The 20,072-nt window shown below is 37.0% G+C and carries 17 protein-coding genes; 8 read left to right on the top strand and 9 right to left on the bottom strand.

Translation table 11 applies throughout. From position 1 onward, the window contains the following. Positions 1–53 precede the first annotated feature (53 nt). Complete coding sequence (locus A6E03_RS19155; protein WP_065592204.1) at positions 54–467, top strand: hypothetical protein; 414 nt, start codon at positions 54–56, stop codon at positions 465–467. Between the two features lie 48 nt (positions 468–515). On the opposite strand, the gene cpdB is transcribed toward A6E03_RS19155, so the two are convergent. Next, complete coding sequence (gene cpdB / locus A6E03_RS19150) at positions 516–2,498, bottom strand: 2',3'-cyclic-nucleotide 2'-phosphodiesterase (protein WP_065601545.1); 1,983 nt, start codon at positions 2,496–2,498, stop codon at positions 516–518. Between the two features lie 359 nt (positions 2,499–2,857). Between cpdB and cysD the strand changes: the two genes are divergently transcribed. The 4 genes from cysD to cysC are packed head-to-tail and all read left to right on the top strand — an operon-like array spanning position 2,858 to position 7,633. Beyond that, entirely contained in the window at positions 2,858–3,790 is a 933-nt protein-coding gene (gene cysD / locus A6E03_RS19145; protein WP_255310678.1) for a sulfate adenylyltransferase subunit CysD, read from the top strand. Between the two features lie 28 nt (positions 3,791–3,818). Further along, positions 3,819–5,255 (top strand): sulfate adenylyltransferase subunit CysN, encoded by a 1,437-nt coding sequence (gene cysN / locus A6E03_RS19140; protein WP_065601544.1) that lies wholly within the window; start codon positions 3,819–3,821, stop codon positions 5,253–5,255. Between the two features lie 21 nt (positions 5,256–5,276). Next, positions 5,277–7,004 carry an SLC13 family permease gene (locus A6E03_RS19135; protein ID WP_065601543.1) on the top strand — a complete coding sequence of 576 codons (1,728 nt, stop codon included), beginning with the start codon at positions 5,277–5,279 and terminating at the stop codon, positions 7,002–7,004. Positions 7,005–7,018: 14 nt separating this feature from the next. After that, entirely contained in the window at positions 7,019–7,633 is a 615-nt protein-coding gene (gene cysC, locus A6E03_RS19130; protein WP_065592199.1) for an adenylyl-sulfate kinase, read from the top strand. 58 nt (positions 7,634–7,691) lie between these two features. Here the strand turns inward: cysC and A6E03_RS19125 are convergent, their stop codons facing one another. The 7 genes from A6E03_RS19125 to A6E03_RS19095 form a co-directional block, all read right to left on the bottom strand. Beyond that, positions 7,692–8,585, bottom strand: a complete 894-nt coding sequence (locus tag A6E03_RS19125) for a TIGR03899 family protein (protein ID WP_065592198.1) — start codon at positions 8,583–8,585, stop codon at positions 7,692–7,694. Between the two features lie 301 nt (positions 8,586–8,886). Further along, entirely contained in the window at positions 8,887–9,372 is a 486-nt protein-coding gene (locus A6E03_RS19120; RefSeq protein ID WP_065592197.1) for a DUF3299 domain-containing protein, read from the bottom strand. A 9-nt stretch (positions 9,373–9,381) separates the two neighbouring features. Further along, entirely contained in the window at positions 9,382–10,641 is a 1,260-nt protein-coding gene (locus tag A6E03_RS19115) for an ABC transporter permease (protein WP_065601542.1), read from the bottom strand. Then, positions 10,638–11,324 (bottom strand): ABC transporter ATP-binding protein, encoded by a 687-nt coding sequence (locus A6E03_RS19110; protein WP_065592274.1) that lies wholly within the window; start codon positions 11,322–11,324, stop codon positions 10,638–10,640. Before A6E03_RS19110 ends, A6E03_RS19115 begins: the two co-directional genes overlap by 4 nt. Positions 11,325–11,360: 36 nt before the next feature. Then, positions 11,361–12,008: a DUF2796 domain-containing protein gene (locus A6E03_RS19105; RefSeq protein ID WP_065601541.1), complete on the bottom strand. Its 648-nt coding sequence runs from the start codon at positions 12,006–12,008 to the stop codon at positions 11,361–11,363. Between the two features lie 16 nt (positions 12,009–12,024). Beyond that, entirely contained in the window at positions 12,025–12,348 is a 324-nt protein-coding gene (locus A6E03_RS19100; RefSeq protein ID WP_065592194.1) for a DUF2607 family protein, read from the bottom strand. 68 nt (positions 12,349–12,416) lie between these two features. Next, positions 12,417–12,971 (bottom strand): YtfJ family protein, encoded by a 555-nt coding sequence (locus tag A6E03_RS19095; RefSeq protein WP_065601540.1) that lies wholly within the window; start codon positions 12,969–12,971, stop codon positions 12,417–12,419. A 247-nt stretch (positions 12,972–13,218) separates the two neighbouring features. Between A6E03_RS19095 and A6E03_RS19090 the strand changes: the two genes are divergently transcribed. Continuing rightward, positions 13,219–13,428, top strand: a complete 210-nt coding sequence (locus A6E03_RS19090) for a DUF1107 domain-containing protein (protein WP_065592273.1) — start codon at positions 13,219–13,221, stop codon at positions 13,426–13,428. Positions 13,429–13,476: 48 nt separating this feature from the next. On the opposite strand, the gene msrA is transcribed toward A6E03_RS19090, so the two are convergent. Further along, positions 13,477–14,124 (bottom strand): peptide-methionine (S)-S-oxide reductase MsrA, encoded by a 648-nt coding sequence (gene msrA / locus A6E03_RS19085; protein WP_083201885.1) that lies wholly within the window; start codon positions 14,122–14,124, stop codon positions 13,477–13,479. 41 nt (positions 14,125–14,165) lie between these two features. On the opposite strand from msrA, the gene A6E03_RS19080 reads away from it, so the two are divergent. After that, on the top strand, positions 14,166–15,887 hold the full coding sequence (locus tag A6E03_RS19080) for an autotransporter assembly complex family protein (protein ID WP_065592191.1): 1,722 nt from the start codon (positions 14,166–14,168) through the stop codon (positions 15,885–15,887). Beyond that, positions 15,884–19,675, top strand: a complete 3,792-nt coding sequence (locus A6E03_RS19075) for a translocation/assembly module TamB domain-containing protein (RefSeq protein WP_065601538.1) — start codon at positions 15,884–15,886, stop codon at positions 19,673–19,675. Before A6E03_RS19080 ends, A6E03_RS19075 begins: the two co-directional genes overlap by 4 nt. Positions 19,676–20,072 lie beyond the last annotated feature (397 nt).

The following is a 20,072-nucleotide window of genomic DNA, read 5'->3' as shown; positions in this document are numbered from 1 at the left end:
TTTTAATTTGAGCTTATGATTAAACATTGGTTCCATTTGTATTTGGTTAATTTATGAATTCTAGATTTTGGTTGCACGTAGGTATTGCGATAGGGTTATTTATTTTTTTCTTTATTGCTTCGTTTGTTTTTCATATCTATGAGGTGTTTTATTTCTTTTCCTTTTTAGCCTATGGCGTTTTGATTTTTAATTTATTAAGTGCAATTGTGTATGCAGATCAATGGTTTCATTATGTTCTATGCAGTGTGCTACTCATTATTTTAGGGACGTTTGCATCGATAGATGTTCTTTCTGCAAAGGAGGAACTATTAGAAAGTTGGATAGAAGTGAAATGGCTAGGATTGACGATAAACAATATCGATAGTTACATCCAAATATTACTTATTTTAATTAATATATTTACAGGGAGTTTAGCGGCAAATACGTTGTTTTATGGTTTGTGTAAAAAAAATAGCACCGTTAAGTAACGATGCTATCTGTTTATCGAGGCTAAATTTTTTAGCTAAAGGCTGTGTTTATTTATTTAGATTAATATTATAAACAGCGAAACCTACATCATCTGTTGCAACACGAGTCATCGGATATTGACCTTTATCTTTGATGAATTGAGCTGCTTTATCACTTGGTGATGTTTCAAAGCGAATATCCAGTTTTTCACCATTAGTAATGGGCGCGAAAGACCAGTTATTATCAGCTGATGGTTGTACTTGACCTTCTTCTTTACTGACTCGAGTAATGTAGCTTGCTACTACTGTTCTGTTTTCATCTGGAGAATCAAACGCAATGAAATCAGTACCGGTACCTGGGAATTTGTTACTGTAAGCACGGTAGTTATTGGTTGCGATAAGGAAGTCTTGTTTCGCATCAATTGGTTTGCCTTGGTAAGTTAAACCAACAATACGTTCAGAGCCTTCATTAATGACATTACAGTCACCATCATATTTTGCTGGTTGAGTAACATCAATTTGGTAGTTAACCCCATCAATAACATCAAAGTTGTATGTGCGGAAGCCATCCCAATCAATTAATTGTTGAGGTGCAGTACTATTGATGTCGATTTGTTTAAATTGACCGGCAGAACACTCAAGCCATTCTTTTACTTCTTTACCTGTAACCTTCATCGCAACTAGCGTATTAGGGTATAAGTATAAATCAGCCGCATTACGGAACGTTAATTGTCCCGATTCAACTTCAGTGAAGTTTGTTGGATCATTTCCACGACCGCCTGCTTTAAATGGCGCAGCAGCAGAAAGTACAGGAGTACCATCTAAATCAGGATCACCTTGAATAAAGCGTTCTACATAATCTTTTTGTGCAAGGTTTACGATTTGAACGGTTGGGTCATCTTGCACGAGTGCTAAGAAGCTGTACATAACATCGTCAGCTTGACCAATGGGTTGGTTTACGAAATCACGAGTGCCTTTATGATCATTTTCTAGTGCTTTTAGAATGCCTTCATCCGCAGCGGCGAGTGACTTGTTGTTTTCTTTATCGAAAATAGGGCGAGCTTCAGATTCACCACTAGTCACAGACCATTTTCCATCTTTCTGTTTAAGTGTTAAATCCATAACACCAACGTGACTGCCCCAACGACCCGGCATAACCGCAGCAACACCATTAATAGTGCCATTTTCATTATCGACACCTTGCAGGTTATCGAATCCTTTTCCTGGGAATACCGCATGAGAGTGACCAAAAGCAATAGCATCAATGCCTTCTACTTCGGATAAGTAGTAAGTAGAGTTTTCTTCGCCTTGCTTATATGGATTAGTTGACACACCAGAGTGAGGGATCGCAACGATAACGTTAGCGCCTTCTTTTTTCATCTGAGGGATCAGTTCTTCTGCTGTTTCTTTAATGTCACGAGCAAATACTTTTCCTTCAAGGTTTTTCTTATCCCACACCATAATTTGTGGTGGAACAAAACCGATGTAACCCACTTTAATTTCGTGTTCTACACCCGCGGTATCTTTAAATGTATGCGCTTTAATAATGTATGGCTTGAAGTAATGTTCTTTTGTTTCTGCATCATAAACATTAGCATTAATGTATGGGAAATTAGCATCGTTGATCGATTCTGCTAGGAAGTCCAAACCATAGTTGAATTCATGATTACCAATGTTACCTGCATCATAATCTAATTGATTCATGGCCTTATAAGCTGGGTGTACTTCACCAGCTTCTAACCCTTTATCTGCCATGTAGTCACCCATAGGGCTGCCTTGCAGTAAATCACCATTGTCTACTAAAACACTGTTTTTAACTTCTCCACGCGCTTCTTTTACTAACGTAGCTGTACGCGCTAAACCAATTTGTTGAGATGGTTTATCTTTGTAGTAATCGTAATCCATTAGGTTGGTATGGATATCAGTTGTTTCTACAATACGTAGATTAATCACTTCATTTGTGTCGGTTGGTGCTGGGGTGCAACCAGAGATGGTTAATAAGCCTAAGCCAGCTAATACAGCAAGTGAAACAGGTTTAACAGAGAGTTTCATAATGTTCTCCAAGGGTGATAGTCATAAAAGCGCCAATTAAGATAACAGATTGATAATGTTATAAATGTAACGGGGCTCTCAATGTGTGCGATTGATCAGCCTACGGTAGGATTGATGGGTATGATTTCAGTGCTTTGTTTTGATTTTTTAGTGTGTATGTATTTATAAATTTTCCAAATGGAACCTTTTTATTCTCAGTCGTTAGTATTAAATCGAATAAAAAATGAAATTTTAGAATTTCAGGTAATAAAGTAACCCGTCTATAGTGCTTCTATTGGAATGAAAAATAACCACCTAATGGAAAAGAGAATTGGTGCAATGACAACGTAATCAATTTCAATAATAGGTGACATTACCAAATTCAGCCTAAAGGACTAAAACACATGGACGCAAAAAGACTAACCCACCTACAGCAACTAGAAGCCGAAAGTATTCATATTATTCGTGAAGTGGCAGCCGAGTTTGATAATCCAGTCATGATGTACTCGATTGGTAAAGATTCCTCTGTGATGCTGCATCTTGCTCGTAAAGCTTTCTATCCTGGAAAGATTCCATTCCCACTTCTTCATGTTGATACGGATTGGAAATTTAAAGAGATGATTGAGTTTCGAGAAAAAACCGCAAAAAAATATGGTTTTGACCTATTGGTACATAAGAACCCTGAAGGTTTAGCGATGGGTATTAATCCGTTTGTTCATGGTTCATCAAAACATACAGACATCATGAAAACTCAAGGGTTAAAGCAAGCATTGAACAAATATGGTTTTGATGCCGCATTTGGTGGGGCTCGTCGTGATGAAGAAAAGTCTAGAGCAAAAGAACGTGTTTATTCATTCCGAGATAAAAATCATACGTGGGATCCAAAAAATCAGCGTCCAGAGTTATGGAATACTTATAACGGCCAAGTTAATAAAGGGGAAAGCATCCGAGTTTTCCCATTATCAAATTGGACTGAATTGGATATTTGGCAATACATCTATTTAGAAAATATTGAAATTGTTCCGCTTTATTTATCTGAGAAGCGTCCAGTGGTTGAGCGTGATGGCATGTTGATCATGGTAGATGATGAGCGTTTAGAGCTAGAAGAAGGCGAAGAAATTCAACATAAAGACATTCGTTTTAGAACGTTGGGCTGTTACCCATTAACGGGTGCTGTTGAATCTACCGCAAATACGTTACCTGAAATTATTGAAGAAATGTTAGTTGCCACTTCAAGTGAACGTCAAGGGCGAGCGATAGATCATGATTCATCAGGGTCAATGGAACTGAAAAAACGTCAAGGTTACTTTTAATATCAAGCCACAGGGAAGGAAATAATTAATGAATAGTGCAGTAGAAACACAACTGGCAGAGCTTGGTATTGAAGCTTATTTAAAAGAACATCAATACAAATCGTTACTTCGATTTTTAACGTGTGGTTCGGTGGATGATGGTAAAAGTACCCTCATAGGCCGACTACTCCATGATTCAAAACAAATCTATGCAGATCAACTAGATGCCGTTCATGCTGACAGTCAAAGAGTGGGAACAACAGGCGACCGCCCTGATTTGGCGTTATTGGTCGATGGCCTACAAGCAGAACGTGAACAAGGCATTACTATCGATGTAGCTTACCGTTATTTTTCAACTCAAAAGCGTAAGTTTATTATTGCGGATACTCCTGGGCATGAACAATATACGCGTAATATGGCAACCGGTGCATCAACTTGTAATGTGGCTGTTATTTTGATTGATGCACGTAAAGGTGTACTTGACCAAACTCGTCGCCATTCTTATATAGCAAACTTATTGGGTATTCGTCATTTTGTCGTTGCAGTAAATAAGATGGATTTAGTTGAATATTCTCAATCTCGCTTTGAAGAAATTAAAGAAGAATATTTAACGTTTTCTAAGAAATTAAATAACCCAAATCTAGAGCTTTCTATCCTACCGTTATCTGCATTGGAAGGAGATAACGTTGTTAATCAAAGTGAGGCTCTGGCTTGGTATCAAGGGGCTCCATTATTAGAAGTGCTTGAAAATATAGATATCGATTCAGATAGAGGTAATGGTGAATTCCGTTTTCCTGTCCAATACGTTAATCGTCCACATTTAAATTTTCGCGGTTTTGCGGGCACCGTGTCGGCAGGGGGTATTGCTGTTGGAGATGAAATTGTTGCTTTGCCATCGGGTAAAAAAACAAAAGTCGCGCGAATTGTTACGTTTGATGGTGATTTAGATTCGGCACAAGCGGGTCAAGCGGTCACGCTTACATTAGACGATGAAATTGATATTAGTCGTGGTGATTTATTGGTTAAGTCGAATTCAAACTTAACCGCAACAGATCAATTTAAAGCTGAAATTGTTTGGATGACAGAAAAAGGGCTAGAGCCTGGTCGTCAGTACGATATTAAAATTGCAGGTAAGAAAACGGTAGGCCAAATTGATGCGATTCATCATCAGGTAAATATTAATAGTCTGGATACGTTTGAGACACAAGAATTGCCTCTAAACGGAATTGGTTTGTGTGATGTATCCCTGACAGAAACGGTGAGCTTAGATCGTTATAAAGATTGTGCCGATACGGGTGGCTTTATCTTTATTGATCGTTTAACGAATGTCACGGTAGGGGCAGGCATGATCCAAAACCTTTCTGAACTGAGTGATGCGAAACCTATTAATGATAATGTCAGTGCTTTTGAGGTGGAATTGAACGCGTTAGTTCGTAAACATTTTCCTCATTGGAAAGCACAAGACGTTTCTAAACTTTTAAGTTAATGGCTTAAAAAGGAATAGTCTATGGCATGGGAACAAGGATTCGTTCTGGCTTTATTGGCTCTTATTATTGTGAGCCTATTAGCAAGTAAATTAAAACCAAGTGTGATTTTTTCAGGGGCGGCGTTTATTGCTTTTATGCTAGGGATGATTGATTTACCTAGCTTGGCAAAAAACTTTACTAACTCGTCACTGCTAACTTTGGTGTTATTGATTTTAAGTTCTTGTGCCTTAGAAAAAACACGTCTTATCAGTTGGGTAGGACGCTATATTTCAGAAGGAAGGTTAGGGAGTGTGGTAGGAAAATTAGGACTATCTACTGCTATTCTTTCTTCTTTTACGAATAACACCGCAGTGGTGGTCTCTTTAATTGGTGCAATAAAACGTAATCAACGCCATGCGCCATCCCGCCTTCTCATTCCTCTTTCTTACGCCGCTATTTTAGGGGGGACATTAACCTTAATTGGCACATCAACGAATTTGATCATTAATAGCTTTGTTGAAGATGCGGGATTACCAAGTTTAAGCTTTTTTGCACCTACCGCAATTGGGTTAGCTGTGTTGTTTGGTGGTTTGCTGATTTTAATTCCTTTGAGTTATTTATTACCCGCATATGATGATGGTAGCCAAGATGAATTGCCTTATTTTTTAGAAGCAAGAGTTGAGGGCGGTTCTTCATTAGTGGGTAAATCCATTACAGAAAATAATTTACGAGCGTTACGAAAACTTTTTTTAGCGGAGGTGATCAGAGAAGGAAAGACGATTGTTTCTGTTGACCCTGAAATGGTTTTACTCGCAGGAGATAGATTACTTTTTTGTGGTGATATTGAAAGTGTCACGACGCTACAAGAAATTAATGGGTTAACGCTTTTTGGTCAGCATCATTTAAATGGACAAAACTTAATTGAAGTTGTAGTAAGCCAATCGGCTTCTATTCGAGGGAAAAGTATCAAATCTTCACAATTCAGGGACCGTTTTGATGCGGTAGTTGTTGCTATTCGACGTGGTCATGAACGACTTGAAGGTGGTTTAGGGAAGATTGAATTACAAGCTGGGGATACGTTAGTACTTGTCCCGGGTAAACATTTTGAACAAAGCAAACAACAGCTTAAAAGAGAATTTGTCATTATTAGTGATTTAGATTCTGCTGCTAAGTTAGATGGAGATAAAAGCAGTCTTGTATTATTAGGTTTTGCAGGGGTTATTGCTGCTGAACTATTAGGTTTATTTCCTATCATTAAAGGTTTGTCTGTTTATCTTTTAGCGTTATTGGGATTCGGCGTGATTAATATTGGAGAATTACGTCGTCGTTTCCCTGTTGATATTGTCGTTATTGTTGGCGCCGCTCTTTCTATTGCTCAATTAATGTTGTCGTCTGGCCTTTCTGTATTGTTGGGTGAAATGTTCATGACATTATTTAATGGCTGGGGGGTAATGGGAGCGTTAATCGCGGTCTATCTTATGACTTTGGTTTTAACTGAATTGATCACGAACAATGCTGCGGCAGCACTTGCTTTCCCTATTGGCTACAGTATGGCTCTTGGATACGGAGTTGATCCTATGCCATTTATTATGGCTGTACTTTTTGGAGCCAGCGCGAGCTTTATCTCGCCTTATGGCTATCAAACTAATTTATTAGTATTTAGTGTGGGTAACTACACTTTGCTTGATTACGTAAAAGTGGGATTACCGATGTCGATCATTTATTCGGTATTGGTACTCGCGTTAATCCCTTATTTTTTCCCATTTTAATTCAAGGATGAAACATGACAGTCAAAGACGTTGTTAAAGATGAAAATATTGTTTGGCATCAACATTTAGTAACCAAGGAAACTCGCTCTGTACTTAAAAAGCAAAAGCCCGCAGTACTGTGGTTTACTGGATTATCTGGCGCTGGGAAATCAACAATTGCAGGTGCATTAGAAATTAAGCTTGCTGAACTTGGTTATCATACTTATTTGTTAGATGGTGATAATGTGCGGCATGGGCTATGTCAGGACTTGGGCTTTTCAGATCATGATAGGCAAGAAAATATTAGACGTATTGGTGAACTAGCTAAATTGATGGCTGATGCGGGGTTAATTGTATTAAGTGCTTTTATTTCTCCTCATCGTATAGAAAGAGAGATGGTTAGAAATTTACTGCCTAAGAATGAGTTTTTAGAGGTGTTCGTAAATACGTCTTTAGATGAATGTGAAAAAAGAGATCCAAAGGGCTTGTATAAAAAAGCTCGAGCAGGAGAGATCAAGCATTTTACTGGGATTGATTCTGAATACCAACAACCATTAAATCCTGAAATTGATTTACCAGCAGGTCATGAGTCAATTGATGTGCTTGTTGAGCAATGCTTAAATGAATTAAGAGTTCGAGAGATTATTTAACGGTTAAAAATGAATAATATGTAAGCGCCCAAATCGAAATCGGTTTGGGCGTTTATCTTTAAGCCATCGTTGAAATGTTTTTTGTCACATCGGTTTCAACAATAAATTTCTGACTAAGCAAGGCAATGACATTATCGTAATAGCTATCGTTCGGTTTATTGCCGAGTAATTTGCATAGTTCGGCACCTGTTGGACTGAAGCGATAATACACAAGGCGAGATCCCTTTTGTATTGGTTTGATTACCAGTTGTTTACCTTGGTATTGTAAAGGTAATGCTGGTTCAAATTCTATTTCACCTGATTCTAATTCTGTTCCAAGTAATAATCCCAACTCAATCAGTAATAATAAACTAGAGTAGGGAAGTTTATAGTTACCCAAGTGCACGAGTTGAGGTCCATCAGCTTTATAGAGATTAAATAGGGTGCCTGCACATTTATAACCGAGTAACAGTTTTTTACTGTTATCTTGCCCAAAACTGCACGCTAATGATGCTGCTCTCTGAAATGTTTGAGCCTCACGCTGAGTCATGTCTTTTAATACTTTAAGTGCTTTCATTGAGGTTGAACCAGGGGTAATAACCTCTTGTTTGAAAATCTGACTCCATAAACGCTGCATTGAGGGATCATGGATATCTTTTGCCATTTCAAAAAAACGATGGATCCAATCAGGGTCAGGATCTCCAGCTGTTTCATCTTTACAATAATCATGAGCAAATTTAATAATTTGTTCTAAGTTTTGTTGCTGTTGTTCTCGTAGGATTTTTTCTCTATATAGTGCACGCTTTAATAACGTTTCTTCTGGCTTAGGAGGATTAAGTTTTGCTGCTAATCCTTGTTTTATTGCAATTTCTTTTAGGCGTCGAGCACTACTTACCACATAGTGCTCTTTTGTGTGTGTTTGTTGTTCTTTAGATTTCTCATCTTTTGTGATGACACTTTGTTGTGAGCTCATGGGGTCGTTTAGCCTTGATAACTGACGGTTCTACTTTTTATAGTATCGGTATTAGAAAAGAAAAACTTTAATACTCAAGTGATAATTAAGAAAAAATCATAAAAATCAATCTGAAAGGTAGTTAAATGATAAGTGTTTATTTGAAGAGTAATCCATTGTTTATATTGGAATAAGTATGATGGAGGATATAAAAATATTACTCGTGGTGACTTTGATTGATACTGTGCAATTACACTGGTTTATTTATCTTACTATATAGCAATATAAAATAAACCAGTGTTTAAAATTATGTTATTTTTATTTATTCGTCGTCATACTCTTCTAAGCGAACCCCTTCAATAAGATAGCCAGTCTCTGCAAGTTCGCTATTGATGGTTTCGGTCTTCAGTGTTCCTACTATATAAATAACATCCCATAATTGCTGTATAGGAGCCCCTTTTTCAAATTTCACATAAATGATTTGATTCGGTGGTGGTGGTGGAACATGGATACAAGCTCCAAAATAAGGTACCAGTAAAAACTCAGTAATCATTTTGTCATCCCCTTCAAGAGGAATTACAAAACCTGGTATTTTTACCATACTGCCGTTTAATTCTTGTCTAACCCCACCAACAAGAGATTGCTCCATTGTGGCACCATTATGATCCACCTTTGGCATACCTATAGAATCAAATTGATTACGTTCTTGTTCTGGAATTAAATCCAACCAATCAAGTTTTAATACATCATTACTGTGTGCGACCAGTGGCAATAGCAGTAAAATAAAAGTGAGCAGTTTTTTCTTCATGAAGCACCTCTAAAGTCGAATTGTCATGCCGTCGTTAAGTGAGTTTTTATAGGCTTGAATTGCAGGTATGATACCAATCATAAAACCAGAGAATAACACGATAGCTAAGAGTTTTAATTCATATACAGTAGGCAATGTAAGTTCAATTGCAATGCCGTAATATTGTTGAATTATAGGCTGTAATATTGCCAGTGATAGGTATAAGCCTATTAGGCCTACGATGATCCCAAAGATGGTAATTACCATTGCCTCACTGATTAATAAAGTGAAAATATGTTTAGGCTGAGCTCCCATTGATCTTAGTATTGCCATTTCACGACGTCGTTCTTGTAAGCTGGTTAATAAGCTTGTGAGCATTCCCATTAAACCTGCAACAACCACAAATATAGAAACAGCAAGTAATGCTTGTTCTGCTACCGACATCATTCCCCATAATTCATGCAAAGCGATGCCTGGAAGTATGGCGCTTAATGGTTCCTTAGTGTAGTTATTGATATAACGCTGTAACCCAAATGTTTGAATTTTTGAATTAAGACCAAGCATAAAGGCTGTAATTTCTTTGGGTTTAAATTGATGTTGTTCTAAAGTGTGGGCATCTGGTGAATTCCCAAGATGAGCGCCACTTTCCCAACCAACATGTATTGCTTCTATTGCACCTAATGAAACGTGAAGTGTTTTATCAACAGGAGTCCCGGTTGGTTCTAAAATTCCGGTCACAATAAACGGTAAATTATCATGTCGAGTAAACGATTTATCACTAATTCCATGAGCAATAATAAGGTTATCACCAAGCTGGTAATTGAGCTTCTTTGCTACGTCGGCACCTAGTACAACATCAAATAAGTGAGAAAAAGGTTTGCCTTCTTTAAATGCGAGAGGTTGTTTTTTTCCATATTGGTAAAACCTAAAATAATCTTGATTGGTTCCCATCACTCGAAATCCTTTGTGGGAATCACCAAGAGAAATAGGAATAGACCATTTAACCGAGCGCTGGTTGCTAATTTCTTGATAGCTTTTCCAATCAATATTATTGGTCGCATTCCCAATTCTAAATACAGAATAGAGTAATAAATTTACTTGCCCTGAACGCGCGCCAACGATTAAATCAGTGTTTGAGATTGTATTTGCAAAGCTTGTTTTAGCTTGAGTCCTAATGCGTTCAACTCCCATCAATAACATGACAGAGATAGCGATAGTTAATACGGTTAATAAAACGGTTGTTTTGCGGTTTTTTAGGCTTTTCCAAGCAAGTTGTGCGATACCTATCATGCAATAACTCCTGCTTTATTTAATTCTCTTAAGTCGAGACTTAGATCAAATAAGGATTCTAAGCTTGGGTCATGGCTAACAAATAATAAGCTTGCGCTACTTTCTTCGCATTCTTTCATGAGTAATTGAATAAAAGCGAAACGAGTTTCATGATCTAAAGCTGATGTAGGCTCATCTGCAATAATTAATTTAGGTTTTCCTATAAAAGCTCTCGCTGCCGCTACTCGTTGTTGTTGACCAATACTAAGGTCGGTAATTGGTTTATTAAAATGTGAGTTTGGTAATTGAAGGGCAGAAAGAAGTCGTTTAGCTTCATTTATCAGTTCTGGTTTTGATAATGCTTTTTTTGACGAAAATTGATAAGGCAGAATGACATTATCAATAACAGATAAATAAGGGAGTAGATTAAATTGCTGGAAAATATAACCAATATTATCGGCTCTAAATCGGTCTCTTTGATTTGATGTTAACTGTTCAATATCAGTGCCGTTAATAATAACGGTGCCTTCAGTAGGTGCTAAAATCCCAGTAAGTAAACTCAATAATGTTGATTTACCACTGCCACTTGGACCTTTGATAAATACTTTAGTGCCTTGTTTTTGTTGATACGCTGGAATATCTAACGTTGCTTCTGTTTGATTTGGCCAATAAAACGTTAGGTTTGATAATTCAATAATATTCATCATTAATGATGGCGGTGTTGCCACCGCCATACCTACTTATAGAGTTATAGCTGGAGCATCAGCCGTTAATGTTGTGGCTTTTTGTCCGGAGTCACCTAAATATTGAACTGTCATTTTTTGGCTATGAGTAAATTGTGTGAACCATTTAGTTTCGATCTCATTTAGTGCAGATATGGCTTCACAATGGTATTCATATTGGGCATTGAATTCACCGTGTTTGCTATGTTCTTCATGATGTTCACCATCATGCTCGTCGTGGTCGTGGTCGTGGTCGTGGTCGTGGTCGTGGTCATCATGACCCTCATCATTAGAGAGATTATGAGAAACATGAACCTCTTCTAGAGTACATTTTGCATCGCTAGGTAATACAAAAATGGAATCAGGGTTATTCAGGGTTTTAACCGCTTGAGCAAGAACTTGTTTTTGATTTTCATCTTTTGGAGCGTATTCAAAACCAACTACATCAGATCCAGGCGCTGTTATCTCAAAGAGTATATGTTCGCCATCCTGAGCGATGTTCATTTCAACAACGCCATGAACATGAGCGCTATGTTGACGGTGCTCACTGTCGTGATGCTCATGCTCATGATGTTCGTGGTCGCTAGCATTTGCAGCATAAGGAATTGAAAATAAAGAGCTTGAAATAGCGAGACTAAGTAGCATTTTTTTATTACGGATAAACATAATTGTTTCCTATTATTTAAGAGTTATAAATTTTTGAATTTACTGAATTAAAAAATAGAAATAAAGGAGGAGCTCGGGAATGTACGGTAATAAATAATGGGTTACTGTTTTCTATAGTAGAAAAAGTCGATGGTATGATTCGTTGAGGGATAAATGGTAAGGCGGCAACATGAGCAATAAGTCCAGAGCCAATAGAATGAAATAATTGGCAGTGGTGGTTTTCATGGTGTTGTATATTGGTATCAACTTGGTGGTTTGCAATCAAAAAACCAAACAGCACTAAAAGAGCGACTAAGCTCCAATTTAACCAGCGCTGTTTAGTAAAAAAATACGATTGCATTATACCGCCTTAAAGATGCCTTGAGCGGTAAATGTAATAATATAACATTTCATAAGCAAGGTATTTATTTAAATCTGAGCTTGTATTAATGAGATAACTTGACCAATTTCATCTTCAGATAGTTTTCCTTCCTTAACGAAAATAACATTTCCTTGCTTATCTTGAACAATAATTGCTGAACTTTCTTTTTTTAAGTCCCAAGCTTTAGCTACAGCTCCATTTTCATCAAGAACCATCGAAGACCAAGAGAAATCTTTTTTACTTTCTTCGGCGGAAGATTTTACAAAACCACCAGTGCCCCAAATTGAATCATCTTGATTAATGATTGTAGTGGTTTGATATTTTGATTCAGGGAACTTTTCTAAGGTGATAGCACTCATAAGATCAGCGTTCATTGCTTTAGCGTTGCTGCGACCTGCAATTGCTTGCAATACTCTGACTTTGCCCTTTAACTGCTCTGTATTCCAGTTACTGTATTGGAAGGCATTATCAGTATAAAAGATCTCACCGTATTGTTTTACTGAAACGGGAGGTATCGTTTGATTGAGAGTTATATTATTAGCAAAAGAAAGGGAAGGTAATAGGCAAGCAGTACTAAGTACTAATAGTTTTACTTTTTTCATTATTATTATCCTTAAAAATGAGTAGGGATAGTGTAGTGCAGAGAAAACAAAAAAGCGATTCGACCAGTAGTGTATGGATGTTAATTGTTAATTAGATGTGAAATCCAGCTTGCGGTACATTGTTCTGTGGATTACAATGTTAGACAAATGTTTAAAAGTGATATTTTTAGATAAAACATAGTGGCGATGTACATATGTTTTGATGAACTATTAATAAAACCTTATATGGATTATTGAGGTAATGGCTATGTTTAGAAATTTTAAGGCTTATCGACCACTTCAAATCGCACGATTTGTTAAAACGTTATTTAAAGGGCAACTTCACATTGAAGGTATTGGTTCATTTGAGTTTGATGGTGGAAGGCTTCTGATGCCACATAATGAAAATAAAAGAATGTTATCAGTAATGAGTGAGGTTAATCTGCATATCCGCCAGCTTTCTGCTATGCCAGCGTAAACCAATTGATTGAAATTAAAGGTGCTAATCATGAGCACCTTTTTTATTTTATATGAAGCAAACGCCAGTACCACCTAAACCGCAGTAACCATTCGGATTTTTTGCTAAATATTGTTGGTGGTATTCTTCAGCAAAATAGAAGGTCTCAAGAGGACTAATTTCAGTGGTAATTAAATCACTAATATTTTGTTTTTTTAAGGCATTCTGATATTGCTGTCGTGTTGTTCTAGCAAGTGATGTTTGTTTATCTGAATCAGTAAAAACAACAGAGCGGTATTGAGTCCCTATATCATTACCTTGGCGCATACCTTGGGTTGGGTCGTGTTTTTGCCAAAATGAATGAAGTAAGGTTTCAAGGGATATGACGGAAGGATCAAAGACAACCTTAACAACTTCAGCATGGTTTGTTTCACCAGTGCAGATCTCCTTATAGTTAGGGTTTATTGTTGTTCCACCGCTATACCCAACGGCAGTCGAGTATACGCCTGATAATTGCCAAAATAGACGCTCCGCTCCCCAGAAGCATCCCATTCCAAAATAAATGACGTCATGCTTTTCTGGTATTGTATTTAAATCCACATTAAAGATGAAATGAGAAATTATGTTAGCTTTATTTATGGTCATGTCGCATCCTTCAACTGAGTCATTTGGAAGACTTTTACCTTGTGCTACTCTACAAAGCGAGTAAATTACCATTACATAGAATGTATTATTGAATCAATAGAATAATTATAAGTATGACAAAGAAGTTACCCCTCGTTTTAATTTCCTGTTTGTTTATTTTTCCATTTCAAACAATGGCTGAAGTGGAATTAGACGTTGAGGGCTTAGAAGGACCTTTATTAAGTAATGTAGATGCCTACATTTCTGGAATCCCAGAAGAAGACTATTCAGTCTCTCTTCGCTTTCAATCACGCCTTGAAGATAATATTAATGATGCTGTAAAAGCTCTTGGTTATTACCAACCAGTAATTACATTTTCTGTGGAAGGAGAAAAGGGCGAGCAGACTCTTGTGGTTAATGTTGATCCCGGGGAACCTGTTTATATTTATGTCAGTGACATTTTGATTACGGGAGAAGCCGAAAATGATGTTGATTTTATTCGTGCGGTTGAGTCTTCTGGTTTGAATCTAGGCCAAGTGTTGAATCATGGAAATTACGAAAGCTTAAAAAGTACCTTACAAAATTTAGCATTAAGGAAAGGGTATTTTGACGGTGATTTTTCCTTAAATAAATTAGAAGTAGCACCTGGACGTCATCAAGCAATGGTGCGATTACATTATGATAGTGGTCAGCGTTATAGTTTTGGAGCTTCGACGATTGAAGGTAGTCAAATAGAAGAGAGACGAGTGCGTTCAATTATTCCTTTCAAAGAAGGCGATCCATATCTTGCAAGTCAAATCGGTGAATTGAATCAATCTCTTTCAAATACGGGGTGGTTCTCCTCTGTTTATGTTGAACCAAACCTTGAATCTGTTGGAGTAAATAGAGAACTACCAATGAAGATTCATTTGGAACCTCAAGTACGTAATCAACTTGAAACCAGTATTGGTTATTCGACAGATGTTGGAGTAAGAGGAAAAATACGTTGGAAAAAACCGTGGTTAAATGAAGCGGGTCATAGTTTTGATAGTGCTATATCAATTTCAAAGCCAGAACAAGAAGCAACAGTTTCGTATAAAATACCTTTAGAACAGGTGCTTAAAGATTATTACATTGTTAAGTACGGGCTAAAGAATGTAGATAATCGAGATACGGACAGCTTAGAATCCAATTTGGCTTTTGAAAGACATTGGGTATTTGATTCTGGTTGGCATCGAACGATTTATACTCGCTTTCTTTATGAAGAGTTTACCCAAGGTATTCAAGATGGTTCTGCATGGCTAGTTCTTCCTGGAATGTCATTTTCTAAAAGTCGAACTCGTGGTGGAACAATGCCAATGTGGGGCGATAAAAAAGCGTTTACGATAGAAGTAACCGATCAAGCATTAACATCTGATGCGAAGTTACTTCGACTTCAAGCGCAAGGTGCTATCATTCGTAGTATTGGTCAAAATCATCGTGGGGTTGCTCGGGCTGATCTTGGGGCAATGTATACGGATAATTTTTATAAACTTCCTCCGTCTATTAGATTTTTTGCTGGTGGTGATAACAGTATCCGTGGCTACGGTTATGAAGAGGTGTCTCCAAAAGATAGTGATGGCTTTCTAACGGGTGGTCAATTTATGGCAACATCAAGTCTTGAATATCAATATCGAGTTGTTGGTAATTGGTGGTTAGCCACTTTTGTTGATTATGGTGACGCGTGGATTGAAACGCCAGATTGGAAAATGGGTGCTGGTTTAGGCATTCGCTGGGCTTCTCCGGTTGGACCTGTAAGGTTAGATTTTGCTTGGGGATTTGATGCTGAACCAGGTGACGAATTTAAAATTCATTTTACTTTAGGGCCTGAGATATGAGTTCTTTGGATGTAAATGAAGATCAAGATACTAAGATAGTAATAAAGAAACGTCGCTTTAGTCGCCATTGTCTTTGTTTAGCATTATTTTTACCTAGTATATTTTTGGTTCTCTTATTATTGCTTGGTGGCTTAGTCTTTACTAATTCAGGACTAAATTTAATCGTATGGGGAGCAGAAAAAGCATTGCCTCAACTATTGATTAAAGGTGTGAAAGGCAGTTTACTTCCCGAGTTTTCCTTATCAGGGATTAGCTATAAAGATAAAAACTTAATTAATGTCGATGTCTCTAATTTTCATTTTTCTGCGACTACTAAATGTTTAATGACGCCATCTCTGTGTGTCGATGATATAACGATTGATGGACTAACGTTGGATTTCCCTAAGCTTCCAGAGCCAGATGAACCATCGATTAAAGAACCAGCAACAGCAAATAAATTACTTTCAATTCCATTTCCTATCAATTTGTCAAACATAACATTAAATAATATAGACCTTCGTATTTTAGGTAATCATGTTCAATGGAGTACATTTTCTACAGGAGTTAAATTATATAAAAGTGATTTAACTATTACACCTCTAAAGTGGAATAAGATCCGTGTTGAACTGGCTAAAAGCGAGGTCAGTAAATCTAATGAAAAGAAAACTGTTTCAACGACAGATACCATTACACTACCTAATGTTTACATCCCTTTAAATATTAATATTGAACAGTTCGAATTACGTGATTTTATGTTGAAACAAGAAACACCGATTCACATCAATCAGTTAGCATTTAAGGCTGATATTGGTGAGTTTGATGTAGATGTTCATGATTTTTATTTAGATACCCCACAAGCGAATCTATCTTTAAAAAATAAAATAGAGTTAAAAGGGAATTACCCTTTAACACTCAACGCAATAGCCGAATTAAAACAAACAGAACTAAAAGGGCATAAAGCTAAAATTAGTGTGAGTGGAAGTGTTGCTGATTTAACTGCAAATTTAAATGTTTCTGGTGGTTTAAAGGCGATGGTTGATATTAAAGTTCAACCATTAAATAAGGCATTACCTTTTGATATTCATGTATCAAAAACAGAGTTGTATTGGCCGCTGTCAGGAGAGAAAGAATTTAAAGTTAGTGTGCCAAATCTAAAAGCAAAAGGTAATCTTGATAAATATCAGTTTGCTAGTGCTCTATATATAGAGGGAAAAACAATCCCTCAAACAGATGTCCGTCTTGAAGGTAAGGGTAATTTAGAGACAATTAACTTATCTGATTTTATCATCGATACATTAGGTGGTTCAATTACTGGTAATGCTGAAGCTAATTTGGCATCTCTAGTTAATTGGAAAGGAAGTGTTTATCTTCAGAATATTCAACCCGGACTTCAATGGCCAGAGGCGGAGGGTAATATCAGTGGAAAAATCATCACATCTGGAAACTTAACAAAACAAGGGGGGTGGGAAGTAGACACACCACTAATCGATATTAATGGAATATTCAGAAACTATCCGCTAGATATTAATGGCGGCCTAACCGCTAACGATATAAAAGGGGCAGGGGAACCGCACCTCAATATCACACAGTTAACATTGAATCATGGGGATAATGGACTTTCTATTTCTGGTTCTTTGGATAAAGAGTGGGACCTTAATGTTGATATAGATTTTCCTGAATTATCAGACAGTGTGCCAGAAGTTCACGGTAAGGTTTTTGGCGGTATCGTATTAACCGGTAAATTAACGGAGCCTAAAATTGCCATTGACATAGATGCCTTGGGATTGGAACTACCAGAACAAGCGACTATTAATAAAGCCTCTATTAAAGGTTATGTTGTACCAATGCCATCGATTGATGCAGATATCAGTATTAACCTTTTAGATGGTAAATATCAAAAGCAGATACTTAATGATTTGATTATTCGGTTTAGCGGAAAAGAAAAGAGCCATAAGTTACAAATTGACTTAGATTCTAACGTTATTGATTCTCACTTGGTGTTTAAGGGGGCATTAAATCGTAGTGTTGGGTGGAAAGGTGAATTAAGTGAAGCTGATGTTAATACAGATATTGGTCAATGGAATTTAGATAAGAAAGCGTCATTAGCATATAACATAAAAGAACAAGAGTTTTTTGTGCAAGCTAACTGTTGGAGCCAAGGGGGCGCATCCTTGTGTTTGAATAAAGACTTGAAAGCTGGAAAAGTGGGCAGTGCTGATATCAGTATTAATCATTTTGAGTTTAATAAATTAAAAAAATTCTTTCCAGAAGAGACAGCAATTAATGGTGAAGTTAACCTTAATGCATTAGCCCAATGGTCTCCTGGGAAAAAACCTTATGTGAAAGCGTCTCTTTATTTACCGAAAGGTAATATAGAACAAGAAATGGAAGAACCACTCAGGGTTGGTTGGGATAAAATTCAAATCAATGCAGAAATGCAAAATGATGAATTGCTAACGGATTGGTTGATTGCACTTACTGATAATGGGGAATTGAAAGGTGACCTTAAAATAAATCATCTTACTGGGTCTAAAACATTAAGCGGCCACTCTGATATTAAGCAAATCTCATTAGCAATGCTAAAGCCCCTTCTTGGTGAATTCAGCCAATTAAATGCAATCATTAATTCTGATATTAAAATATCAGGGAAAGCTGAGCATCCTAAATTATTTGGAAAGCTTAATGTTGACGGAATAAAGGTAGAAGGTGACATATCACCGGTTGATATTGATGATGGCAATGTTGAAATCAATTTTGATGGGCATAAAGGTAAGCTTACATCAGTGATAACGACACCTGAAGGCAACCTTAATTTAACGGGCTCTGGTGATTGGTTAGATCTTGCTAATTGGAAAGCAGGGTTAGATGTATTTGGTAATGAGCTTCAAGTTAATATACCACCAATGGTGAGATTAAAAGTTAAACCAGATATGAAAATCAGAGTAACACCTGCTTTGGCGAAAATTACAGGTTCCATTGGTATTCCATGGGGAAGAATCGTCATTAAAGAATTACCAGAAAGTGCGATTGGTTTATCTAAAGATGAAATAATCTTAAATGATGATTTACAGCCAGTAGAAGAAAATACTCCGTTACCGATGACGGTTGAAACTAATATAAATATTAGTATAGGTGATGATGTTTTATTATCAGCCTTTGGTTTGGAAGGTGGACTTGTTGGTAATTTGAATATTACACAAAAAAATAAGGGTCCTTTTATTACAGGTGAAGTGAATATAGAAGAAGGAACCTATCGCTCATTTGGTCAAGACCTTCAGATTAGCAAAGGTAAAATATTATTTAATGGCCCGGCAGACCAACCATACATTGATATTGAAGCGGTGCGTAATCCTGATAATACCAGAGATGATGTAGTTGCTGGTGTTCGTGTTAATGGTCCAGCAGATACTCCAACAGTTGAAATATATTCTTCACCAAGCATGCCACAAGCTAATGCTTTGTCTTATTTACTAAGAGGGCAGGACATTGGTAGTGATACTGGAGGTGATGCAATGACGACAACATTAATAGGATTAAGCTTAGCTAAAAGCGGAAAAGTTGTTGGTGAAATCGGCAAGGCGTTTGGAGTTCAAGATTTACAATTAGATACAGCAGGTTCTGGTGAAGAGTCTCAAGTTACGATTAGTGGATATATAGCACCAGACTTACAAGTTAAGTATGGTGTAGGTATATTTGATTCTCTTGGTGAATTTACATTAAGGTATCGAATTATTAGTGATCTCTATATAGAAGCAATATCTGGAGTAGACAGTGCCGTTGATTTGATTTATCAATTTTCTTTTGATTAAACATGATTTGTGGATAAGTCTGTGAACAACTTGTGCTCCGCTTAAGGGTAAGAAAGTATAAGTTTTGTATCGGTTAAATGACCAACAAACAGTAAGAAATCATAGAAAAAAAGGCATTTAATGCTTGCTAATATGATCGAGCTCTCTATAATGCGACCTCACTGACACGGAGCGCTCAACATAGAGCAGCAAAGGGTTGGTGGACAAGATGGTTAGAGTTTAAGTTTTAAATAAGTGCTTGACACTGAGACTTAAATAGATAAAATGACCGTCCTCTTCACAGAAAGGCGAAAACGCTTTGAAAGTAGAAGAAAAGCTCTTTAACAATTTGAAACCTATTAATCTGTGTGGGCACTTGTGAGTTGATAATCACTAGTTTGCTTTTACTTCTCGAAGT

This window comes from Aliivibrio sp. 1S128, assembly GCF_001691065.1.
In the GTDB taxonomy this organism is placed as follows: Bacteria; Pseudomonadota; Gammaproteobacteria; order Enterobacterales; family Vibrionaceae; genus Aliivibrio.
The sequence above is the reverse complement of the archived record's forward strand: the minus strand, read 5'-3'. Positions and strand labels throughout refer to the sequence as shown.